Source organism: Lysinibacillus sphaericus OT4b.31, assembly GCF_000392615.1.
GTDB classification, from domain to species: Bacteria; Bacillota; Bacilli; order Bacillales_A; family Planococcaceae; genus Lysinibacillus; species Lysinibacillus sphaericus_B.
Map to the genome: position 1 here is coordinate 61,734 of NZ_KB933406.1, position 18,499 is coordinate 80,232.

22 protein-coding genes and 3 pseudogenes are annotated in these 18,499 nt (G+C 33.6%); 13 read left to right on the forward strand and 12 right to left on the reverse strand.

The genetic code is table 11. The features are described 5' to 3' along the window. Positions 1-154: 154 nt before the first annotated feature. The 3 genes from H131_RS25070 (at position 155) to H131_RS20335 (ending at position 2,200) form a co-directional block, all read left to right on the forward strand. Entirely contained in the window at positions 155-325 is a 171-nt protein-coding gene (locus H131_RS25070) for a hypothetical protein (protein WP_196228944.1), read from the forward strand. 365 nt (positions 326-690) lie between these two features. After that, positions 691-1,116, forward strand: a complete 426-nt coding sequence (locus H131_RS20330) for a DUF4181 domain-containing protein (protein ID WP_010861010.1) — start codon at positions 691-693, stop codon at positions 1,114-1,116. A 703-nt stretch (positions 1,117-1,819) separates the two neighbouring features. After that, entirely contained in the window at positions 1,820-2,200 is a 381-nt protein-coding gene (locus H131_RS20335; protein ID WP_010861011.1) for a hypothetical protein, read from the forward strand. A 512-nt stretch (positions 2,201-2,712) separates the two neighbouring features. Here H131_RS20335 and H131_RS20340 read toward each other — a convergent pair. The 6 genes and pseudogenes from H131_RS20340 to H131_RS25995 form a co-directional block, all read right to left on the reverse strand. After that, positions 2,713-3,282: a dihydrofolate reductase family protein gene (locus H131_RS20340; RefSeq protein ID WP_010861012.1), complete on the reverse strand. Its 570-nt coding sequence runs from the start codon at positions 3,280-3,282 to the stop codon at positions 2,713-2,715. Between the two features lie 56 nt (positions 3,283-3,338). After that, a pseudogene (locus H131_RS24725) lies at positions 3,339-3,513 on the reverse strand (IS1595 family transposase); the annotation flags it as partial. A gap of 1 nt (position 3,514) precedes the next feature. Further along, positions 3,515-4,209 (reverse strand): annotated as a pseudogene (locus H131_RS25595) (DDE-type integrase/transposase/recombinase); the annotation flags it as partial. Positions 4,210-4,533: 324 nt separating this feature from the next. Continuing rightward, positions 4,534-4,947 (reverse strand): hypothetical protein, encoded by a 414-nt coding sequence (locus H131_RS20355; protein ID WP_010861015.1) that lies wholly within the window; start codon positions 4,945-4,947, stop codon positions 4,534-4,536. A 294-nt stretch (positions 4,948-5,241) separates the two neighbouring features. After that, positions 5,242-5,589, reverse strand: a pseudogene (locus H131_RS25600) (hypothetical protein). Positions 5,590-5,666: 77 nt separating this feature from the next. Beyond that, a complete protein-coding gene (locus H131_RS25995; protein ID WP_010861016.1) occupies positions 5,667-6,581 on the reverse strand; it encodes a collagen-like triple helix repeat-containing protein in 915 nt (304 codons plus the stop codon). A 462-nt stretch (positions 6,582-7,043) separates the two neighbouring features. Between H131_RS25995 and H131_RS20365 the strand changes: the two genes are divergently transcribed. The 6 genes from H131_RS20365 (at position 7,044) to H131_RS26190 (ending at position 10,770) form a co-directional block, all read left to right on the forward strand. Then, on the forward strand, positions 7,044-7,319 hold the full coding sequence (locus H131_RS20365) for a YesK family protein (RefSeq protein ID WP_010861017.1): 276 nt from the start codon (positions 7,044-7,046) through the stop codon (positions 7,317-7,319). A 410-nt stretch (positions 7,320-7,729) separates the two neighbouring features. Further along, positions 7,730-8,065, forward strand: a complete 336-nt coding sequence (locus H131_RS20370; RefSeq protein ID WP_051112223.1) for a hypothetical protein — start codon at positions 7,730-7,732, stop codon at positions 8,063-8,065. Positions 8,066-8,559: 494 nt separating this feature from the next. Then, positions 8,560-8,763: a hypothetical protein gene (locus tag H131_RS20375; protein ID WP_010861019.1), complete on the forward strand. Its 204-nt coding sequence runs from the start codon at positions 8,560-8,562 to the stop codon at positions 8,761-8,763. Between the two features lie 335 nt (positions 8,764-9,098). Then, the gene (locus H131_RS25075) at positions 9,099-9,272 is read left to right on the forward strand and encodes a hypothetical protein (protein ID WP_196228945.1); all 174 of its coding nucleotides are present in this window, start codon (positions 9,099-9,101) and stop codon (positions 9,270-9,272) included. Positions 9,273-10,087: 815 nt separating this feature from the next. Continuing rightward, positions 10,088-10,606 carry a tyrosine-type recombinase/integrase gene (locus H131_RS20385; RefSeq protein ID WP_196228946.1) on the forward strand — a complete coding sequence of 173 codons (519 nt, stop codon included), beginning with the start codon at positions 10,088-10,090 and terminating at the stop codon, positions 10,604-10,606. 41 nt (positions 10,607-10,647) lie between these two features. After that, the gene (locus H131_RS26190) at positions 10,648-10,770 is read left to right on the forward strand and encodes a site-specific integrase (protein WP_419185170.1); all 123 of its coding nucleotides are present in this window, start codon (positions 10,648-10,650) and stop codon (positions 10,768-10,770) included. A gap of 508 nt (positions 10,771-11,278) precedes the next feature. Here H131_RS26190 and H131_RS20390 read toward each other — a convergent pair. After that, entirely contained in the window at positions 11,279-11,779 is a 501-nt protein-coding gene (locus H131_RS20390) for a CDI toxin immunity protein (RefSeq protein WP_010861022.1), read from the reverse strand. A gap of 202 nt (positions 11,780-11,981) precedes the next feature. On the opposite strand from H131_RS20390, the gene H131_RS26195 reads away from it, so the two are divergent. Beyond that, the gene (locus tag H131_RS26195) at positions 11,982-12,989 is read left to right on the forward strand and encodes a hypothetical protein (RefSeq protein ID WP_010861023.1); all 1,008 of its coding nucleotides are present in this window, start codon (positions 11,982-11,984) and stop codon (positions 12,987-12,989) included. A 190-nt stretch (positions 12,990-13,179) separates the two neighbouring features. Here the strand turns inward: H131_RS26195 and H131_RS20400 are convergent, their stop codons facing one another. From H131_RS20400 to H131_RS20415, 4 genes are all read right to left on the reverse strand, one after another. Beyond that, entirely contained in the window at positions 13,180-14,013 is an 834-nt protein-coding gene (locus H131_RS20400) for a CPBP family intramembrane glutamic endopeptidase (protein WP_010861024.1), read from the reverse strand. Positions 14,014-14,214: 201 nt separating this feature from the next. Then, a complete protein-coding gene (locus H131_RS20405; protein ID WP_329600458.1) occupies positions 14,215-14,595 on the reverse strand; it encodes a YhjD family protein in 381 nt (126 codons plus the stop codon). Between the two features lie 57 nt (positions 14,596-14,652). Further along, complete coding sequence (locus tag H131_RS20410; protein WP_010861026.1) at positions 14,653-14,874, reverse strand: hypothetical protein; 222 nt, start codon at positions 14,872-14,874, stop codon at positions 14,653-14,655. A 19-nt stretch (positions 14,875-14,893) separates the two neighbouring features. After that, entirely contained in the window at positions 14,894-15,535 is a 642-nt protein-coding gene (locus H131_RS20415) for a hypothetical protein (RefSeq protein ID WP_010861027.1), read from the reverse strand. Positions 15,536-15,561: 26 nt separating this feature from the next. Between H131_RS20415 and H131_RS20420 the strand changes: the two genes are divergently transcribed. From H131_RS20420 to H131_RS20430, 3 genes are all read left to right on the forward strand, one after another. After that, positions 15,562-15,951, forward strand: coding sequence for a tyrosine-type recombinase/integrase (locus H131_RS20420; RefSeq protein ID WP_230491912.1), 390 nt, complete (start codon positions 15,562-15,564; stop codon positions 15,949-15,951). A 408-nt stretch (positions 15,952-16,359) separates the two neighbouring features. Next, the gene (locus H131_RS20425; RefSeq protein ID WP_010861029.1) at positions 16,360-16,908 is read left to right on the forward strand and encodes a helix-turn-helix domain-containing protein; all 549 of its coding nucleotides are present in this window, start codon (positions 16,360-16,362) and stop codon (positions 16,906-16,908) included. Between the two features lie 17 nt (positions 16,909-16,925). Beyond that, positions 16,926-17,588 carry a cysteine hydrolase family protein gene (locus H131_RS20430; protein WP_010861030.1) on the forward strand — a complete coding sequence of 221 codons (663 nt, stop codon included), beginning with the start codon at positions 16,926-16,928 and terminating at the stop codon, positions 17,586-17,588. Between the two features lie 252 nt (positions 17,589-17,840). On the opposite strand, the gene H131_RS20435 is transcribed toward H131_RS20430, so the two are convergent. After that, positions 17,841-18,323 (reverse strand): GNAT family N-acetyltransferase, encoded by a 483-nt coding sequence (locus H131_RS20435; protein ID WP_010861031.1) that lies wholly within the window; start codon positions 18,321-18,323, stop codon positions 17,841-17,843. Positions 18,324-18,499: the final 176 nt, after the last annotated feature.

Consider the following 18,499-nt stretch of genomic DNA (forward strand, 5'->3'; position numbering starts at 1 on the left):
GAATCGATTGAACTCATCGTGTTGGCTTAGGTAACAGTCAAACTCATATGTTACACATTTACCATTCATCTACCAACCCAAACTCTGCTATGTTACAATTTCGATATAGAAAAAAATTTTCAGTTAGTTTAAAAAAGACAGGAGGATTTGAGTTGTGAATAGTTTTAATACAGGAGATATTTTATTTAGTGCTTTCTCGATTTTCGGGTTATTATTTTCCCTTGTTCCAATTATTTTTTTCCTTTGGTTTGCTATCAGTACAACTAAGCAATTAAAAAGGCAATCCATATTATTGGAAGAAATCAATGAAAAATTAAAACGTTAACAAGGATTATTATCTCCTTTTTAACAAACGAAACAATATCCTTCACACACCAATCTAAGGACTTTTGCGTAGAATTACACACTCAAGTCCTTTTGTTGTATTCCTCAATCACTTCTACAGCTTCATACGTGACTCAGTAGCACCAATCAGACTACCAGTGTAAATGATTCCTCTACTTTCATACCAACGCTCATAGGCTCGTTAATCCCTTCTAGAGGCTTGTTACGATTGTTATTGTAACTGTCGATATCATTATTGTATATATTCCATTTATATACCAAATGAAACTTTGCTATGTTATGATTTCTATATGGATTGAATTTTTAGTTAGTTAATAAAGAAGCAGGTTTGAGAGGTGAGTGAAATTGAATAATAGTGAATTAGGAACATTATTACTTTTTCTAATTGTGCTAGTTTTAGTACTTAGTATTTTTGGATTTGTAATTAGAAAGTTCTTAGGTGCTAAGAGAAAGAAATGGTTTTCTTATAATCACATTAACGAAAGACATAAAAAACTAGATTGGTCAGTACGAATATTTTTTACCATACTATTATTAATTAGTACGTATTATTCGATTAACAATAATGAAATTTTGTCCTATTGGTATTTCGAAACATGGTTTATCTTAATTGTGTTTGTATTAACATCTGAATTGTTACGTGCATTTATGGAATGGAAATACGCAGAAAATAAAAAAGACTTTGTTGCTACTATCACAGAAATCTTATTTATGACTAGCATAGTATTTTTGACGATAATAACTGATTTTTTCGGCTTATTTAATATTTAATCGGGCGCTATAAAAGACCATTCGTCAATTTAATAGCCATCACATATTAATCTAGGGGCTTGTACCTAAAAATTACACGCAAGCCCTTTTGTTATGTTCCTCAATTGCCCCTACACCCTCTAGCGTGGCTCAGATGATGTTCCATTCTTGTGGCTCGTTTATGAGCGTATGACAGCACACTAGAATCTAAGTGTGGCACATTGTCACGCTTAGACCTAACCGTTAACTTGAAAAGCTAAATTCCTCAAGGTAAAGGGTTAGACCTTTCGGATTCATTTAGAAACCAATGACCTAAACCGTTCAATTTGAACTGATTAGTTTTGCAGGGTACACACAGAACCTTGCTAACTCTACCCAGTGTGTAGTTAGAATCTTTTATTCTGCAACAAGGTTAATCCTTGCATCTAAGAGAACTGACCTAAGAGCAATCCACGCAACCAAGTATACGCCTAGCTGATACTCGAATCGTCTGAGGGCTGTTCTGAGAAGTTAAGCAACAAAAAAAAGCACACCAACTTAATGATGAGCTATCGCAATCTCATCACAACTTGATTTATAAGCTCATACCTCTCTACACCAATATTTGTAAATGTGTTACACTATACCAAACAACTGATTATTCAGTTATTCAACTAACGGTGCACATAGGGCAAGAAAAAAATAGTTTATCCTAAAGAATATGGTAATTGAAGGAGGTTATTTTATGTTTAAACGAATTTTATTTGTTAGTGGCTTACTTGTTTTAGGTATAAGTATTGGAAATTTTTTCTTCGGTAATAGTTTAGCTGACAACATAGATGATAACTTCAAACATGAAATAAAAATAACTTATCCTCAAAATGGGCAAGGGCAAACGTTTGGTTCAGCATCGGATGCTTCTTCTTATGAAGATGAACCCGATTTAATTAGAGCTATAGGAATAGACGGTACAAAAGGGTATGCAAAAAAAGCAGATTTGAATGGTCCTCAGCCTAAAACCCCGAAAGAAGCAGTTAGACTTACAAATGAAGCTAAACCAAGAGAAATTCCTTTGTATGATGTTGATGGAGAGACTATTATTGGTAAGTTTATTGTAGGTGGATAGAAGTTGTTCTATTATTGAACAGCTTCTATTTATAAGTAAAGAGTGTTATTAAAGTAACGAGGGCTTTAGTTTAATAAGAATAGGACTTGTGTTTATGATTGATTTTCATATATGCAAGTCCTTTTGTTATGCTTCCTCAATCACTCCTGTATCTTCATAGAAGGCTCTATAGCAACGATTAGATCCCTGTATGAATATTTCACCACTTCCCTATCAAAACCCTCACTGCTCGTTAAATTGCTCTACAAGGTTGCTACGATTGTTGTTGTAAGCTAACTCAAAGTTGAACCCGTTAAGTACTTACTCCTCACCTGCTGTAACAATTAAATCTCTTTCAATGCACTTCTACACTAGCATACCATCACGGAATGGTCTTCTTATAGCTTATTCAACTAAAGCCCCGTCAGTTTAAGAAGATATTTTTAATTTTCAACTCCATAGTGTAGTTCCAAAAATTAATTTAAGCCCCTAGTTCCTTCCAATGTAAGATTTAATTGATAATCTCCATATTATTAAATACCATTCCAATGATAAATTAGTTGCACAACGCCAGAAGAGAAAGTTCTTTTATTAACCATTTTTAAATTTAACCTCTGTTTTATATCAATAAACATCGGTTTTCCTTCTCCCAAAATAACAGGGTGAATAGATAATCTAAATTCATCAACAAGCCCTAAATTTATAAAAGTTGTAATGAGACCTGCTCCGCCATATAGCCAGATATCTTTACCAGGCTTATTCTTCAATTTATTTACTTCTTCAAGAATATTATCATTTATGAATATTGCTCGATTATCAGTCCCTATTTGTGTTCTGGAAAATACATATTTCTCTTTACAATGAACCAATTCCCAAATCTCTTTTTCGCTATCAGAGTCTTCAGTTTTTGGAATATATTGTCCCCATAAATCGTAACTTTTTCTACCATATAAAATAGTGTCAATTTGATTAAAAAAATTAGTGAACCCCATATCAGGGTCCATAATGCACCAATCAACTTCTCCATTTTCCCCTTCAATAAAACCATCTAAAGTAACTGCTAAATCTAAAATTATTCTTCTTTGTTTTTCGTTTTTTGACATAACGCTTCCTCCTATTATCATTCAGTTATTGTTTCTTCTGCCCCGTTGAATAAGGATTACACAACGAATTTAGATAACCGTAGGCTATTATAAGTATCTTTCATTTTCAAATACAAATGACGTTAGTAGAGATTCTTAAATACGCTGTTTAGTGCTTTCATTACTACGACTATCGACAAAAAAGAACCAAGTAAGGTGATTATCAGGATATTTGGTAGCTACACCTTTAAAACATGCGTTTAAATCCTTTTAATGTATATTGGAATCCACGATTACTATGAATCAATGGCTGTTCACCTTCTTTTAACGAACGAATAGCTAGATGCTATGAAATACTAATGGATTGTTATTGGGATGCCCTAACACATAGCTCACAATTGATCCATCATACAAATCAATAATTGCACTCAAATAAGCTTTTTTCCCATTCCCATACTTAAATTCCGTGACATCGGTACACCATTTTTCATTTGGCTTTTTCGATGTAAATGCCCGATTTAATACATTCTCTGCCACATGATACGCTGGAGATTTACGATAAGGCTTTCGCTTTCGTCGAATAATAGACTTCAATCCACTAATCTGCATTAAATGATAAATACGCTTCTCGTTAACCGCCGCTTGATCTTTTTCTTTCTGCTGACGATTGATTGACAACGCTATTCGACGATAGCCGTACACCCATTGATACACCTGTTGATACGAAACACCCTAGGCGTACGCTGCTAACTGATAATTTTTCTGGTGCTTCAAACAGTAGTCGACAATTTCAATACGTTCCTCAAAAGTTGACTTTCTTCCTTCCGTGATAGCTTGACTCATTCCTTTACCTGAATCTTTTAATTCACTATGACTAGTATACTTTTTTACCCACCTTTTTAAAACAGAGATACTGCTAATCTCATATTTCGCCAACACCTCCATCTGTTAATAATTCCGTTGTATGTAGTCTTTCACAGCGCTAATTTTAACTCTTTTTAATAGAATTTACATGAAATAACTTCTTGTAACCCTTCACGTCCACCTGCCATATTTCATTTTCCTCTACAAAAAGTTTAATGATCTAATGAACACCTTTCCCCACAATTCGTTGAAAATAATGACCTTCTTCGAACAATTGAAGAATATGTAGTTTTATCTCGAGTGGATGTTTGCTTCGCCCCATAAAAAATACTCCCATTAGATAAACAGATTTTATTTTTAATCCGTCTACCTAATAGGGAGCATATCATGTGACATTTTTATTTTTAATTATTTTATATTTGATTTATATTCTCTAAAAATATTATCTAAATGCATATGCTTTAAATCTTCATCGAAATTCAAAAAAATACGATTTTCGAATTTTTTTATACACCAATTTTCATCATTCGAGTAGATTTCATAATAATTATTACTTAATTCCTCAATACCTATATATCTTATGATTATCCTATGCTCAAGTTTCTTTACTAATATACTTTTCTCTTTAAAGCAGATTCGGAATCCCTTTATAAAATTCAATTCTTTTATTTTAATTTCCTCTTTCATTTCTTCTGGTATATCGATAATCGATAAAATTACTCCGAATGCACTCGAAAAATACTCAATTAGTGAATTTAAATTCCCATCAATAGCTTTTGCAAATGGTCTATCTTCTGTATTTTTCAAATATACATTACTCAATTTAAAACCTCCCTTTTAACCTAATATTAGATTAAAAGGTAAGTTATGTCACTAATTGAAATATAAAACATAAAAGAGACTACCCAACCAAGTAGTCTCATGAAAGGAGGAAAGCTTGTTTTCAGAACACACGTACAAGCGAACGTGCTTATTATTGTAAGGAAATTTTGTTTACGCATTTCCTTGCGCTTTTTGATACTACTATCATATAACGGTTTTCAATAGTTTCAGCCCCTACTTAGTAAGTTACTATTTTAATACCTTTCTTTGATGAAACTTTTTCTGCATACTCCATCATACGCATGAGCTTGCGTGCTTAATCTTGATGTAATTTGTACTGTAATTTAAATCGTTAGCAATTGTTTCAAGCGTCTTTCCTTCCACATGCTTACGATAAAGGATTTTATATTCAAGCCCATTAAATGTACAAATGAGCTTCTTTAAATCATGTAGGTCGTTCATTTTACCAATTCATATTCGATTGCTTCTATTTTTTCTTCTGCATTCGCCCCAAGTGACTTGGCTTCTAATTATACTTACCTAAGTCATTTACATTCTCCCAACGTCTTAATTCACATTTGGTCTTATCGAGATTGTGTTCAAGGTAATTTATTTGTTCCACAGTTTACGATAATCCCTCAATCATTCGTACATGTGCAGCACCTACCTTGTTTGTTAATTTTCTCAATTTGTTCAGTAACTAAAATTATTTATAATTATTAAACATTAAATAGAATAGTTGCTGATACACCCTCTGCAAAAGCACCTCCAGTAGTTGTGATTTTTACAGATAGCAGAGTACAGCTATTTACTGAAAAGTTTGTTGTTGTTGTTGTGCAACAATTTGGTGTTGTAGATGAATTTGGCCCAACTATAGTTGCAATAATTCCAGTAGCTATAGGAGTAGTAAAACCACAATTTGTGCTTATATATATTTGTGCTGATGCTGTTGCTCCTGCACTTAGAACATTATTACGTATATTGAGAGTTAAACTTGTAATAACTGCATTTTGAGGAACTACTATTGTATTTTTAATGAAAGATGCTGTTGAAGTTCCTATCCCTAGAAAGTCAAGGTCTCCTACCGACTGATTTGTACTAAAATAAACTTCCATTGATTTAGTACCAGATGCACCTGTTGGACCCGTTGCTCCTGTTATTCCTTGCCGGCCTGTTGGACCCGTTGCCCCTGTTGTTCCTTGTAGCCCTGTTGAACCCGTTGCTCCTGTTATTCCTTGCAGGCCTGTTGAACCCGTTGCTCCTGTTATTCCTTGCAGGCCTGTTGGACCCGTTGCCCCTGGTATTCCTTGCAGGCCTGTTGGACCCGTTGCCCCTGTTGTTCCTTGTAGCCCTGTTGGACCCGTTGCTCCTGTTGTTCCTTGTAGCCCTGTTGGACCCGTTGTCCCTGTTGTTCCTTGCAGACCAGTTGGACCCGTTGCCCCTGTTGTTCCTTGTAGCCCTGTTGGACCCGTTGCTCCCATTCTCCCTGTTATTATTTGCAAGCCGGTTGAACCTATCGCTCCTGCTAATCCTTGGAGATCTGTTGGACTGGTTGCTCCTGTTATACCTTGAGAACCCATCTCTCCTGTGGCACCTGTTTCTCCTAACCCACTTTGAAAGTAACTGAATCTCATTAGATCACCTCCTTCTCCATTTTTATAATATTCTTATTAGAAGCCATGAAATAGACATAGCACTGCACTAGGTCATATGACTGAAAATTGCTACCTTATAAACTTTCAACTTCTCTAATTTTAGGTTTGCTTAAGCCATAAGGTGACCGGTGACCCTTTTAAATTTATATTTAGGCCTTCCACAGTTTTTATGATGTGTTGTAAATATTGATAATACGGATCGTTATCAAGCACCATAGCTTATATCCTGAGTTACATTATGCATAATTAATGAATAAGCTTCTAAGGTACTTCGGACACGCTCGTCTCGTTTTTCTTAACAGCGATGTGTAATTGCTGCACCTCACACATTCATCTCGCACCAAAATTGCAAATATGTTATAATTTAACAAAATACTGATTGTTCAGTTGTTCAACTAACGAGCCAGATAATAAGACAAAATGATTAAGGAGTTGACAAAAATGAATGCATTTATGCTAGAAGGATGGACACCCATATTACTTCTGGGGGCTATATTTATTGCTGGGATTTACTTCATATCTCGTAAGGTATCACGAAAAGCCTTATATACAGTTTCGTTAGTATTGAGCTTAATTTGTTTCGGCTTTGTCATATACAGCATATTTGTTGTTGGTGGATGGGAAGGTATGGGACTAGGATTCGTTGCGATTAGCGTTCTATTAGGAACATGGATAGGCACTATATCTGGCATTTCTAGTAAAAATATAAGAGTGTAATTTATACCACAATCGGGTGTGTTTCAGTTCAATAAGAATAGGACTTGCGTGTATGATTGAGTCTCATATATGCAAGTCCTTTTGTTATGCTCTCACACTTTCACAGGAATGCAACAGTCACCCTACACATGGCTTTGTAGCAACGATTAAATGCCTGTGTGAATGTTTTCCTCAGCTCCACTATCAACGCTCACAGGTTCTACAAGCTCGTTAAACTCTGCTAAGGCTTTGCTACGGTTGTTGTTATAAGCTAACTCAAAATTAAAAGGGTTTAGACCTTCAATACCTCGCCCTGCTGTAACAGGCATCTTTCTTGTTAGTCATACACATTCTTACCACCCCAATATTTGTAAATATAATACACTTTAACAAATGACTGAACACTCGGTAGTTCAGCTAATAGGATGTAAATGAAAGGAGATTACAGCTTGGAGTTATTCATAGAACTTGTAGGTATTGTTCTACCCATTGCAATAGTTGGAGGCATTATGGTCTTTGTTGTTAAAAGGCTTGAATATAAACATAAGCAAGGAAAATTAGGTAAGAAAAAATCAAATTGTGCTCAAAATTCATTAGATAGTTTAATGCCACTAGGTATGCTTTTTGGTTGTACAATTGGTTTGATTCTTAGCATGTTTTTCTCAATTCCATTATTATCTACACTAAGTTTTGGCTCAGGGATAGGCTTACTACTTGGATATTTTGCTTATGAAATTTATGGCAATAAACAGGAAAGTTATTCATAAGAATCTATATTCCATAATAGGGAGCTTTAGTTTAATTAAGAACAGGACTTGCGTGTATGATTGAGTCTCATATATGCAAGTCCTTTTGTTATGATGTCACAGAAACACTCCTGTAGCTCCACATATGGCTCAGTAGCTCCAATCAAACAACCTGTGTGAAATGATTCCTCTACTCCACTACCAACTCTCACAGGCTCGTTAAACACCTCTTGTAGCTTGCTACTCAGTCCTTGTGACAGTCAATCTCACTTGTTGATAATTTACCATTATCTATCAATATAGACAAAAAATAAAAATTGTTAATATTCATAACAACCTCAAAAAGCACACCAACTTAATGATGTGCTACCGCAATCTCATCATAACTTGCTTTATAAGCTTACACTTCCACAACCCAACATTTGGAAATATGTTACACTAGATAAAACAATTGATTATTCAGTTATTCAACTAACGGAGCAGGATAGTTCGATAATATTTATAGGGGGGATTTTATGATTAAGTCTTTAAAAGGGCAATTTATCTTATCTATATTTGTTGCTATTGGTTTTGTTTATTCTACTTTTTCTAATATTGAGTTTACTGTTGACGAGAGGTTTCTATCTGTTCGGATACTATTTTTCTTCATCATGATTTTATCGGTGTTTAATGCGGGATTATTGACGGAAAAATATATTCAAACAAGAAAGAAGAAATAATTCAATGTAGTGTAGTGCTTTAATTTAATAAGAACAGGACTTGCATGTATGATTAATTTTCATGTATACAAGTCCTTTTGTTAAGCTCTCACACTTTCACAGGAACGCAACTGTAGCTCCAATCAGACAACCTAATAGAAATCAATTCCTCTGCTCCACTTCCAACGCTCACAAGCTCGTTAAACCTCTCTAAGAGGTTGTTATTCAGTTCTTATAACAGTCAATCTCATTAGTTGCACATTTACCATTCCTCCACCAACTCAAACTCTGCTTTGTTACAATTTTGATATAAAAAAATTTTCAGTTAGTTACAAAAAGGCAGGAGGATTTGAGTTATGAATAGTTTTAATTCAGGAGATATTTTATTTAGTGCTTTCTCGATTTTCGGGTTATTATTTTCTCTAGTTCCAATTATTTTTTTCCTTTGGTTTGCTATCAGTACAACTAAGCAATTAAAAAGGCAATCCACATTATTAGAAGAAATCAACGAAAAATTAAAACGTACATAAGGGATATCAACAACCATTCGACACTTAAAACAACACCCATCACACATCACTCTATGAGCTTGTGATTATGATATAACTTATATTCACAAGCCTTTCTGTTAAGCTTCTTCAATTGCTCTTATAGCTCTTCACACATTGCTTTATAGCAACGATTAGACCCTGTATAAATGATTCCTCTACTTCACTATCAACGCTCATAAGTTCGGTAATCACTTCTAAAGTAATCGTATGCGCTATCGTAAAGACCTTAGCTTCTATATGAAATATCTGTATCAACACACACACAATTTAGATGATGATATTTACCCTTTTATACCACTACTATTTGGATAACTATAATTGGAGTATTTTATAGGGATTTCTCCATGAATCGCTGCGCTTTATTGTTGTATAGATATTTGTAAATTTGTTACACTATACTAAACAATTGATTATACAGTTATTCGACTAACGATGCTTTTTTCTTCAATAAGCAGAAATGGATATTTAATGCACAATGAGGTTAAATATGGTAAAAAATATAAAGAAAAATATACAATCTTCGCTAATTTATTTCATACTTTTTATTATATATCAATGGTTATTTCGTGATGACATTCAATGGGGACACATTATAGGAATTTCAATTTTATTTTTCATTTTTAGTACATTTTTTGATTGGGCAAATATTCCATACAAGTGGAAGAAAAAATAGGACTTGCATGTATGATTGATCCCGAAATACTTATGAAAACTACTTAAAACAAGGATTACTAGATTTCTTTGGTATTATGTTGCTTCACAAAATAACACCAACACAAATTAATTTGTTTTTCGTGGAACAGAAAAAGCAAAAAGCAGGCTCGCTGATAGAAAAGTTTGTACTAATGATTACCATGTTTAATAAAGCGATTGAATGGGGTTGCCTTGAGGTGAACCCATATGCAAAGGCGAACAAACCTAAGCGTGCTAAAACGAAGCGTATAAATTACTACACAGAGTCACATATACAACTATTGCTCTCAGTTCTTCCAAAATTCCATATCAAACATCAACTACAAATTAAAATCGCTTTGTTTTATGGCTTACGAATGGCTGAGATTGCAGGACTTCGCTTTGAGTCATTAAATTTTGAAAACAACATAACCAGCGTGAACAAAACGTTACAGTATGATAAAAAACGACAAAGACACTTCTTAGATTCAACTAAAACAGGTGAAAGTCGCCTTGTACATGCCCCTAAAAATCTTATGACCGAGTTACAAGAATACATTGAGCTCAAGAAAAAGAAGTTAGAAAAGCTTGGGGATAAATTTAATCCTATTTTAGATAACAAGGGAAGCCCATTAATTTAGTGTTCTCTAAGGACAATGGTCATCCTAACCATCCTGACCGCATGAGTAAACAATGGAGCGATGTTGTTAAACAACACAATCTCCCTTCAATTACCTTTCATGGTTTGCGACATACAATCGCCTCGTACATGCTCTCTAAGAATATAAATATCAAAGTCACTTAAGTACAGCTTGGACACGCAACCATTCGTGAAACACTCAATACGTACTCTCATGTAGCTCAAGAGCAGAAGGAAGAAGCTAGTGAATTGTTCGACTTACTATAAATAAAAAATACCCAACAAGCTCCGATATTTTCGGTCACTCATTGAGTATTTTTCAAATGTTATTTTTTAGTTTGGGCACTTTGAAATTTAATCCAATCCATAAACCCCTGTTACGCCTACTCTTGGATAGCTGCTTCTAACGCAACAACCATCATGGCATTGAATTATCCGAACTATCACGATAAATAATGACTGACCAAAAGCTTGATATAACAGTATTTTATTGTCTGCAAACTTTCATTAATCAACATAAAAAATCATGATTTAGTCGGTTGTTGGTCGGTTAAGTCGGTCGTTTTTTATCTAAATAGACCACCTATCACGGAGTGGTCTTGTTTTTGGTTATTCAACTAAAGCACCCGTTACTTTAAATGTATTCCTTCACAACCTTTAGTTAAAATAAAAATTAACCCTTCCATCCAACTGCTACATCGTTTGAAGGGAATTCAATGACAAGTTTTGTTTGTGGACAATAAATATACCTATCCCAAGTTCTAACTTCTTCAACTCTGTGAATGATATTAGTCAATTTTGTTTTAATAACATATTGATATTTAAAATCGATAATATAACATATTTCATTATTTAGCTTATGATTTTTATTTATTAACTCAGCTAAAGCACTTTTATAGTCAATAAAGTTAGAAAATATAGTTTTGTAAAACATAAGATCCCACTCAATTCCATTATTACAAAATGGAAAAACTTTAAATAATTCATCTTTGATTTTTTCAGAGTCTTCTTTAGATAAAATTTCTACTTCCTCTTTATAATCATTATGATTCGGAAACAACTCATTAACTTCCTCTAATACAAATTCATATTCTCTTTTTTCCTTTTCTTCAACTCTTTTTTGTTCTTGCTTGTCTAACAATTCTTTTAAACGTTCTTTTCTATCCTTACTCACCTTAAATTCACCCCAAGAGATATAATCATATACTTTATAAGAAGCCTAAGCCTTTAATTAAAAAGTAACGCAAACCGTCATTGAAACGGACAATTAAAAAACTATTTTAAAACAGATAACTAATTACGGTTGTCTGTTTTTTTATGTGTACTTTTATTACTAAGTTTCCTAAAATGGAAATATAGAGGGAGGAATTATTGAAATGAAAAAATTAATTTTTAGTGCTGCATTAGTATTAAGCTTGGGATTAGCTGGTTGTGGAGCAGATTCATCAAAGGAAGATAAACCTAAAGAGAATGGTGCTAAAACTGAAGAACCGCAAAAAGTTTTGGCTAAAACAACGGATGATGTAATTAAACATTTTAAAGATGATGGTTTAGAAACAGGAGAAGTTTCTGATTTACCAAATGATGAATTCGGTAATATCCGCAAGGAAGGAAAAAGAGTTTTAATTCCTTCCCTTGGTGATGATTCAGGTGGTCGATTATTCTTATTTGATAGTGAAGAAAACTTACAAAAAGCTAAAAGTTACTACGATGAATTAGGTAATTCAGGACCAATGTTTTATTCACACACACATCAGAGTGGCTTATTCTTAATTCAAATGAATGGCGATATGGAAGATAATGAATTCGCTAAGTATTCAGCTTCACTTGAAAAAGCTGTAACAGGTTCTACTAACGTTGAAATCAAAGAAGAAAGCAAAGTAAATAAAGCAGATAATCTAACTGTAGCTAATGTCGGTGATGTAGTAAAAGATGACTTTGCAGGTACATATACAATCACTGATTTGTATGAAGCATCAACTGATAAATACAAAAGTGCTGATGTTGAATTTACTATTGATGGAATTAAAACGGCTAAATTAAAGGCGGAAAATCCTGATTTGATTGAAACAGCTGCTGAAACAAATGTCCTTATCCTATCTATGACAGGAGAAAATTTATCTGACGACACAGTTGATTTTCATCCTAACACAGCTAAAATGATTACTGATACAAAGCGTCAAATTGATTCAAATGTAATGATTTCTCCTTTTGAATCTGAGTTTATAGGAAAGGTAATTCAAAAAGGTGAAGTTATCTTTGATTTAGGAGAAGAAGGTTTAGAAGGAGTAAAAGAATTAAAATTTGTATTTGATAGTACTTCAAAAGATAACAGATTTATTGGTGATAAAATAACAGTAGTTGTACCAGTAAATAAAAAATAGTCACTCACCCGAGTGGCTTTTTTATTTTGCTTAAAATCGTGTCAGTTTTTTATTTTTTCATTTACTCTGTTTTCATGTAAACAAACAAAAAAGAACAGGCGCTCATTTAAATAGTGAGTACCTGGTCATTTGTTTATATGGACTTTATTCTACTAATGCTCCTGTTAGTTTAAGTATATAGCTGTACACACTAAATCATGTACTGCTCTACATTAATAATGTTTGTGTCTTCCTTTCCATATAGTACTTTCTTTGGATTTATAATGATGATTAAAACGGCTACTGCTAAATAAAAAATTGCGTTATACATGATTAAATCGAGTAAGTTTCCGTTTATTAAGCCAATAAAAAAATTAAAGAATTGGTGGATGATGATTGGGATGATTAAATTCTGATTTAAGTTATAAAATGCTGTCATTACGATCTTAGTAGACATCAGCGCAATCATAAAGAATAATATATATTTAATTAAATCAATACCCACAAGCCCTGTAGTAAACCATAGCGGTAGATGCCACATCCCCCACCAAAATCCAATGATTATAGAAGCTGTTAATGGTGAATGCTTCTTTTGAAGCTCAATTTGAGCGAAACCTCTCCACCCTATTTCTTCTCCAAGTGGCCCTGCAAGAAGGTTTTTGATAAAGAAATAGAACAGCATTCCCCATGAAGTAATAGTAAAAATAGAGTCTACTTCACTATTGTTCGATACGATAGTCAAAATCATCAAAAATATGAATGCTTGAATCATGATAATAGTTAGAATCACAGAAAATTTAAGTTTATTCTTGAATTTATCTTTTGTAAATTGGATCAAACTCTGCCCAGGATAGATTTTTTTAAATAGTATTGCAAAAGCAAAAGTTGAGGACCAAGCTGATACACAAAGCATTATATCAAAAACCCATCCAGGAAATCCTAACATGCTTATGGCTCCTACAAGACAAAAAAGTGGCAAAAAAATGATATTGGTTAGTACAATAAAACTTGTAACTGGTTTTTTTAATTTCTTTTCACTATTCATATATAATCCCCGCTTGAAAAAGTATTTCGTAAATTTAATAGCGCTCACATTTACGTATACCTCTAGCTTAAACCTAGGGGTTACTCATAGGTCAATACATGTCTGGTATTATTTTATAGGTTTATTTTAATAAAACTTTATAAAAATAATCACTTTTTAAAAAACAACAATAAGGAGTGAAATGTAAATAAGATTCCAACGTCATTTAATTATATGACTTAAAAGTAGTTTCTCTACCTGTGTTTTAAGTGCCTGATTAGCGTAAGTAAACACTTGATCCTCGCCTGCTGTGGCAACAACGAGATCGCTAAAGTATTCATCAGTCTTTTCCCAACGCACTAATTTTATTTTATCTTTGGCCAACACTCTCTTTGCGTTGTAACATTCTTGTGAGATGTCGTCTAAAAGCTTATCGAGTATTGGCAAATATACCTTACTCGTTTTAAGGTTTTCAATCACCTTGTAGTCACGCTGTAATGATTGAACGGCCATATCATAAACCACAAATTTATGAAGTACCATTAGGTGAAGAAACTTTACTCTCCCAACTAAATACAAATGCGCTACTTCTAAATATTCCAAACTAATACCTCCCATACTTTACACTCCCTTTTCTTGCATAATAAAAGCCCTCCACAATTAACTGTAGAAGGCATAGAAAATAAGGCTAAGCTTCTGCTTGCGCTGAATGTTCTTCGTAGGAACAATACTCATAATTAAATGTTTATTTTCAATAGCTCCTCCGAAATTTACAAACGACAATCGTTGATCGTTTAAAGATGTAGTTAGTTCAGTCACGTTGATTTCCGCACCTGCCATATTAATTACTTGACCATCATTTAATTTTCCTTGGTAATCCATATTTATCATTCTCCTTTAATTATGTTAATTTAACTGAACCTACGTCTACTCCGTTTACACGGAACCAAATAAGCCTTGCTGCAGGACTATATGCAATACCGATACCAGGTGTGTGTCCTTTAGCTAATTCATTAATAAAACCTACATTAGAAAAATCAACAGACGCACCATAGAAAGTTGTATTTTGACTTTGTATACTTAAGTTATTATTAGTCGTTAAATCAAGATTGCCACTATTCGAAACTAACATAGAGCCTTCACCGAATATAATCGCATTCCCGCCAAAACCTCTAAGATAAAGATCATTCCCTATTTTCACATCATTGTATATATCAATATTTCCAGACGTTATAGTCCCTAAATTACCTGTAATATCTGACAAGACATTTACAGCACCAATAAGGTTAATCTTAGAAGCTTGTATGCTAATGGTTGTTGCCGTTTGATTAATCTTCGACACAACTGTATTACCTGTAACATCTGTTAAGCTCACTTTTGACTCAATTTGATGAGCTTGTTGTGTAATGCTACTTTCAGCGTTACTTACACGTGTGCCTAAACCACTGATTTGCGTTTGCTGGCTAGTAACTGGTCCACACATCTTTTCTTCATGTTTTTGACGGTTTAAAAGAAGAAAAGCACTTTTTCTTAGGTCCAACAAAAACAAAAAGACCTCGTATTGTAAATGTGCCAGTAGTATTAATGAAAGAAATAAAAGAGTATTCGAAGGAACACAAAAAGTTGCAGCTTGCATCAGGCGAAGCGTGGACCCCAATGAGGGATAATGAAGGACAGCCAATTAATCTGTTATTCACAAAGAATAACGGTTTCCCCTCCCATCCAGATGGTATGTCTGGAAGATGGCGCGAAATTGTTGAAAGATACGAATTACCTAAACTCACATTCCATGGACTAAGACACACATACGCATCTTTTATGATTAGTAAAAATGTTAATTTTAAAATAATCCAAGAACAACTTGGACATGTAAACATTCAAGAAACGATTAATACCTATAGCCACCTAACAATGGAAGATAAAGAAAAAGCAACCGACTACTTCAACTCAATCTTATAAAAAATGGTCGGTTTTTGGTCGGTTGCCTTAATTACTATTAAATTAAATACCCCTAAAACGTTGATATATCAACTAGTCTTGAATAGCCGCTTCTAACGCAACAACCATCATGTCATTGAATTACTTGTACTTTTAATAATAAAAAGATACTTCAATAGTATTGATTTAACAACGTTTTACACTTTATTAATTGCATCTTAAAGTGTTTAACTTTTTATTAAGTTACCTAAATTTTAGATGTTGGTCGCTTTTTGGTCGCCTAAAGTCTCCTGTTTTTAACTAAGACTGCCCCTAAAAAGGCGGTCTTTCTTCTATTTATAAGTTATGTCTAGGTAAAAAACTATTGACCTTTATGTTATCAATGTGATTATATAATCATATAGATAACATATGGAGGTGAATATCCAAATGGATATTAGCATTAAAGATATGATGGACTGTATTGTCAACCCTGTTAAAAATCAAATTATACTTGCGATTCAAGCAAAAGGTGAGTGTACAGCAAAAGATTTATTATCATTACAATACGACATCCCACAAGCCACGCTCTATCGCACATTAAATCGTTTGGTAGAGAGTGGGGTTATTAAGATTGTTGAAGAAAAAAAAGTTCGAGCAGTAACGGAGAAAGTTTACGCCTTGAATGACAGTTTTTTGAATGTCAACCAATCTATCATTGAGCAGAACGATGGTGAAGCATATTTTAAGTTATTTACGAACTTTTTATTTGTATTGATGAAAGAGTTTCAAAATTACGCTGAAAAATCCTCTATAAATATTGTTGAGGATGGGTCAGGTTTCAGCGCAACTCCTATCTATGCAACTGTTGAAGAAATGTTAGATATCGGAAATAAATTCAAAGAAATAATTACCCCTTATCAAACAAGAAACGCATCGTTTGAGGGACAAAAAATGCATATTCTAGCAACTATTATTACGCCCCCAAACGATAAATAAATTATGAGGTGACTGTTATGAAAACAAAGAATAAGAGGAGAAATCTTTTTGTGATACTCATTGGAATATTGGTACTTTGTATAGGAATTATAGCCGTACGATTGGTATATTTGTCGAGTGCCACAAAGGGCGATACAATCATCAAATATAAAAGTCCCAAAAGCGCACTTCTGGTAACAGATATCCAAAATGACACCTTAGGTATATCCGAATATGACAACACGGATCCGTTAATGTCTAACATCAACACAGCTATCGAATACGCCAATGATTCTGAAATGGAGATTATTTACGTCAAGCAAGAGTTTATGAGAAATTCATTGGATTCACTGCTTTCTGGTGGTATGTATCAGGCTGATAGTGATGGAGCGAACTTATATAATGAACTATCTATTCAATCAGAGAACGTTTTTAACAAGCTCCGCTCTGATGCTTTTTCTTCAGAACTTTTTGAAAATTATCTCGTAGAAAACGAAATTGATACCCTTTATATTGTTGGTGCAGATGCCAGTGGTTGTGTATACAAGACAGCTTTAGGCGGCATAAACAGGGGTTATCGCGTTATTGTTTTGGATGATTGCTTATTTTCAGTAAAAAAAGATGCACTGAATAAAATGCTTGAGAAATATCAGACAAATGGTATCGAGATAACTAATATTAATAATTTTATCCAAACATAAGACTGATTGGTGTAACTAAGAACGGTAAAGGAAATTATATTAGATTGTTTAGCACTATAAAAATTTGAAAATATACAAATTTACGACTATCTCTAAAAAGTGTCCTTTTTTATTGTAACTCTTACTAAAGAAAAAAATTAGACCACCCATCACGGAGTGGTCTTATTATGGATTATTTAATTAAAGCACCCAGTGTAACTATTCACAGTGTTAAAATTAAATGTGATTAGCTGATATACTAAATGCGATGTGTTAAAACTCTAAACACATATCATACCAGACTGAATCACCAAGTGAAGACTGCGATATTCCCTCATTTTTATATCCAAACTTTTCATAATAATGTATTAACTCTTTCTTACAAGTCAAGATACAGCCTTTACGTCCTTGCTTTTTTGCATCTGCAATAACCTGCTCCATCATCTTTGCAGCATATCCATGCTTTCGGTATTTAGGAACCGTGTTTACACCAAATATAGCCTGCCATGCTCCTTCCCCCTCATGCAAAGAAGCATTCTTAAACATTTCATCTCGGATTGTTGGCTCATTTGTCACCATTCCATTGATAAAACCTATTAATTCCCCGTTCTCTTCTAAAATCCAGAAATGATCTGGATACACTTTCAGTCTTTCTTCAAACTCCTTCTCTGTTGCTGCCTCTTCAGGGGGAAAACACACTGTTCCCACTTCAAAAATAGCAGATAAATCACTTAGCTTAGCTGTACGTATTTTCATATATCAAATTCCTCTTTTTTAATTATTTTTCTCAACTTCATCAAGGTTAAAACCATTTGTATCAATTGAGATTATTGTATTATTATCATAGATGGCAACTTAATGTATAGTTAAACGGATCAAATGGAACAAAATCACATTATTAATTATAACTATCCTCCCTCTATAAACATTGA

Excerpts from the sequence above, each read along its gene's own strand:
- H131_RS20410 (WP_010861026.1), bottom strand. The coding sequence starts at position 14,874 with ATGGATTACCAAGGAAAATTAAATGATGGTCAAGTAATTAATATGGCA.
- H131_RS20375 (WP_010861019.1), top strand. The coding sequence starts at position 8,560 with ATGATTAAGTCTTTAAAAGGGCAATTTATCTTATCTATATTTGTTGCT.
- H131_RS20340 (WP_010861012.1), bottom strand. The coding sequence starts at position 3,282 with ATGTCAAAAAACGAAAAACAAAGAAGAATAATTTTAGATTTAGCAGTT.
- H131_RS26190 (WP_419185170.1), top strand. The coding sequence starts at position 10,648 with ATGAGTAAACAATGGAGCGATGTTGTTAAACAACACAATCTCCCTTCA.
- H131_RS20365 (WP_010861017.1), top strand. The coding sequence starts at position 7,044 with ATGAATGCATTTATGCTAGAAGGATGGACACCCATATTACTTCTGGGG.
- H131_RS20370 (WP_051112223.1), top strand. The coding sequence starts at position 7,730 with ATGAAAGGAGATTACAGCTTGGAGTTATTCATAGAACTTGTAGGTATT.
- H131_RS20400 (WP_010861024.1), bottom strand. The coding sequence starts at position 14,013 with ATGAATAGTGAAAAGAAATTAAAAAAACCAGTTACAAGTTTTATTGTA.
- H131_RS20430 (WP_010861030.1), top strand. The coding sequence starts at position 16,926 with ATGAAAACAAAGAATAAGAGGAGAAATCTTTTTGTGATACTCATTGGA.
- H131_RS25075 (WP_196228945.1), top strand. The coding sequence starts at position 9,099 with ATGAATAGTTTTAATTCAGGAGATATTTTATTTAGTGCTTTCTCGATT.
- H131_RS20425 (WP_010861029.1), top strand. The coding sequence starts at position 16,360 with ATGGATATTAGCATTAAAGATATGATGGACTGTATTGTCAACCCTGTT.
- H131_RS20335 (WP_010861011.1), top strand. The coding sequence starts at position 1,820 with ATGTTTAAACGAATTTTATTTGTTAGTGGCTTACTTGTTTTAGGTATA.
- H131_RS20435 (WP_010861031.1), bottom strand. The coding sequence starts at position 18,323 with ATGAAAATACGTACAGCTAAGCTAAGTGATTTATCTGCTATTTTTGAA.
- H131_RS26195 (WP_010861023.1), top strand. The coding sequence starts at position 11,982 with ATGAAAAAATTAATTTTTAGTGCTGCATTAGTATTAAGCTTGGGATTA.
- H131_RS25995 (WP_010861016.1), bottom strand. The coding sequence starts at position 6,581 with ATGAGATTCAGTTACTTTCAAAGTGGGTTAGGAGAAACAGGTGCCACA.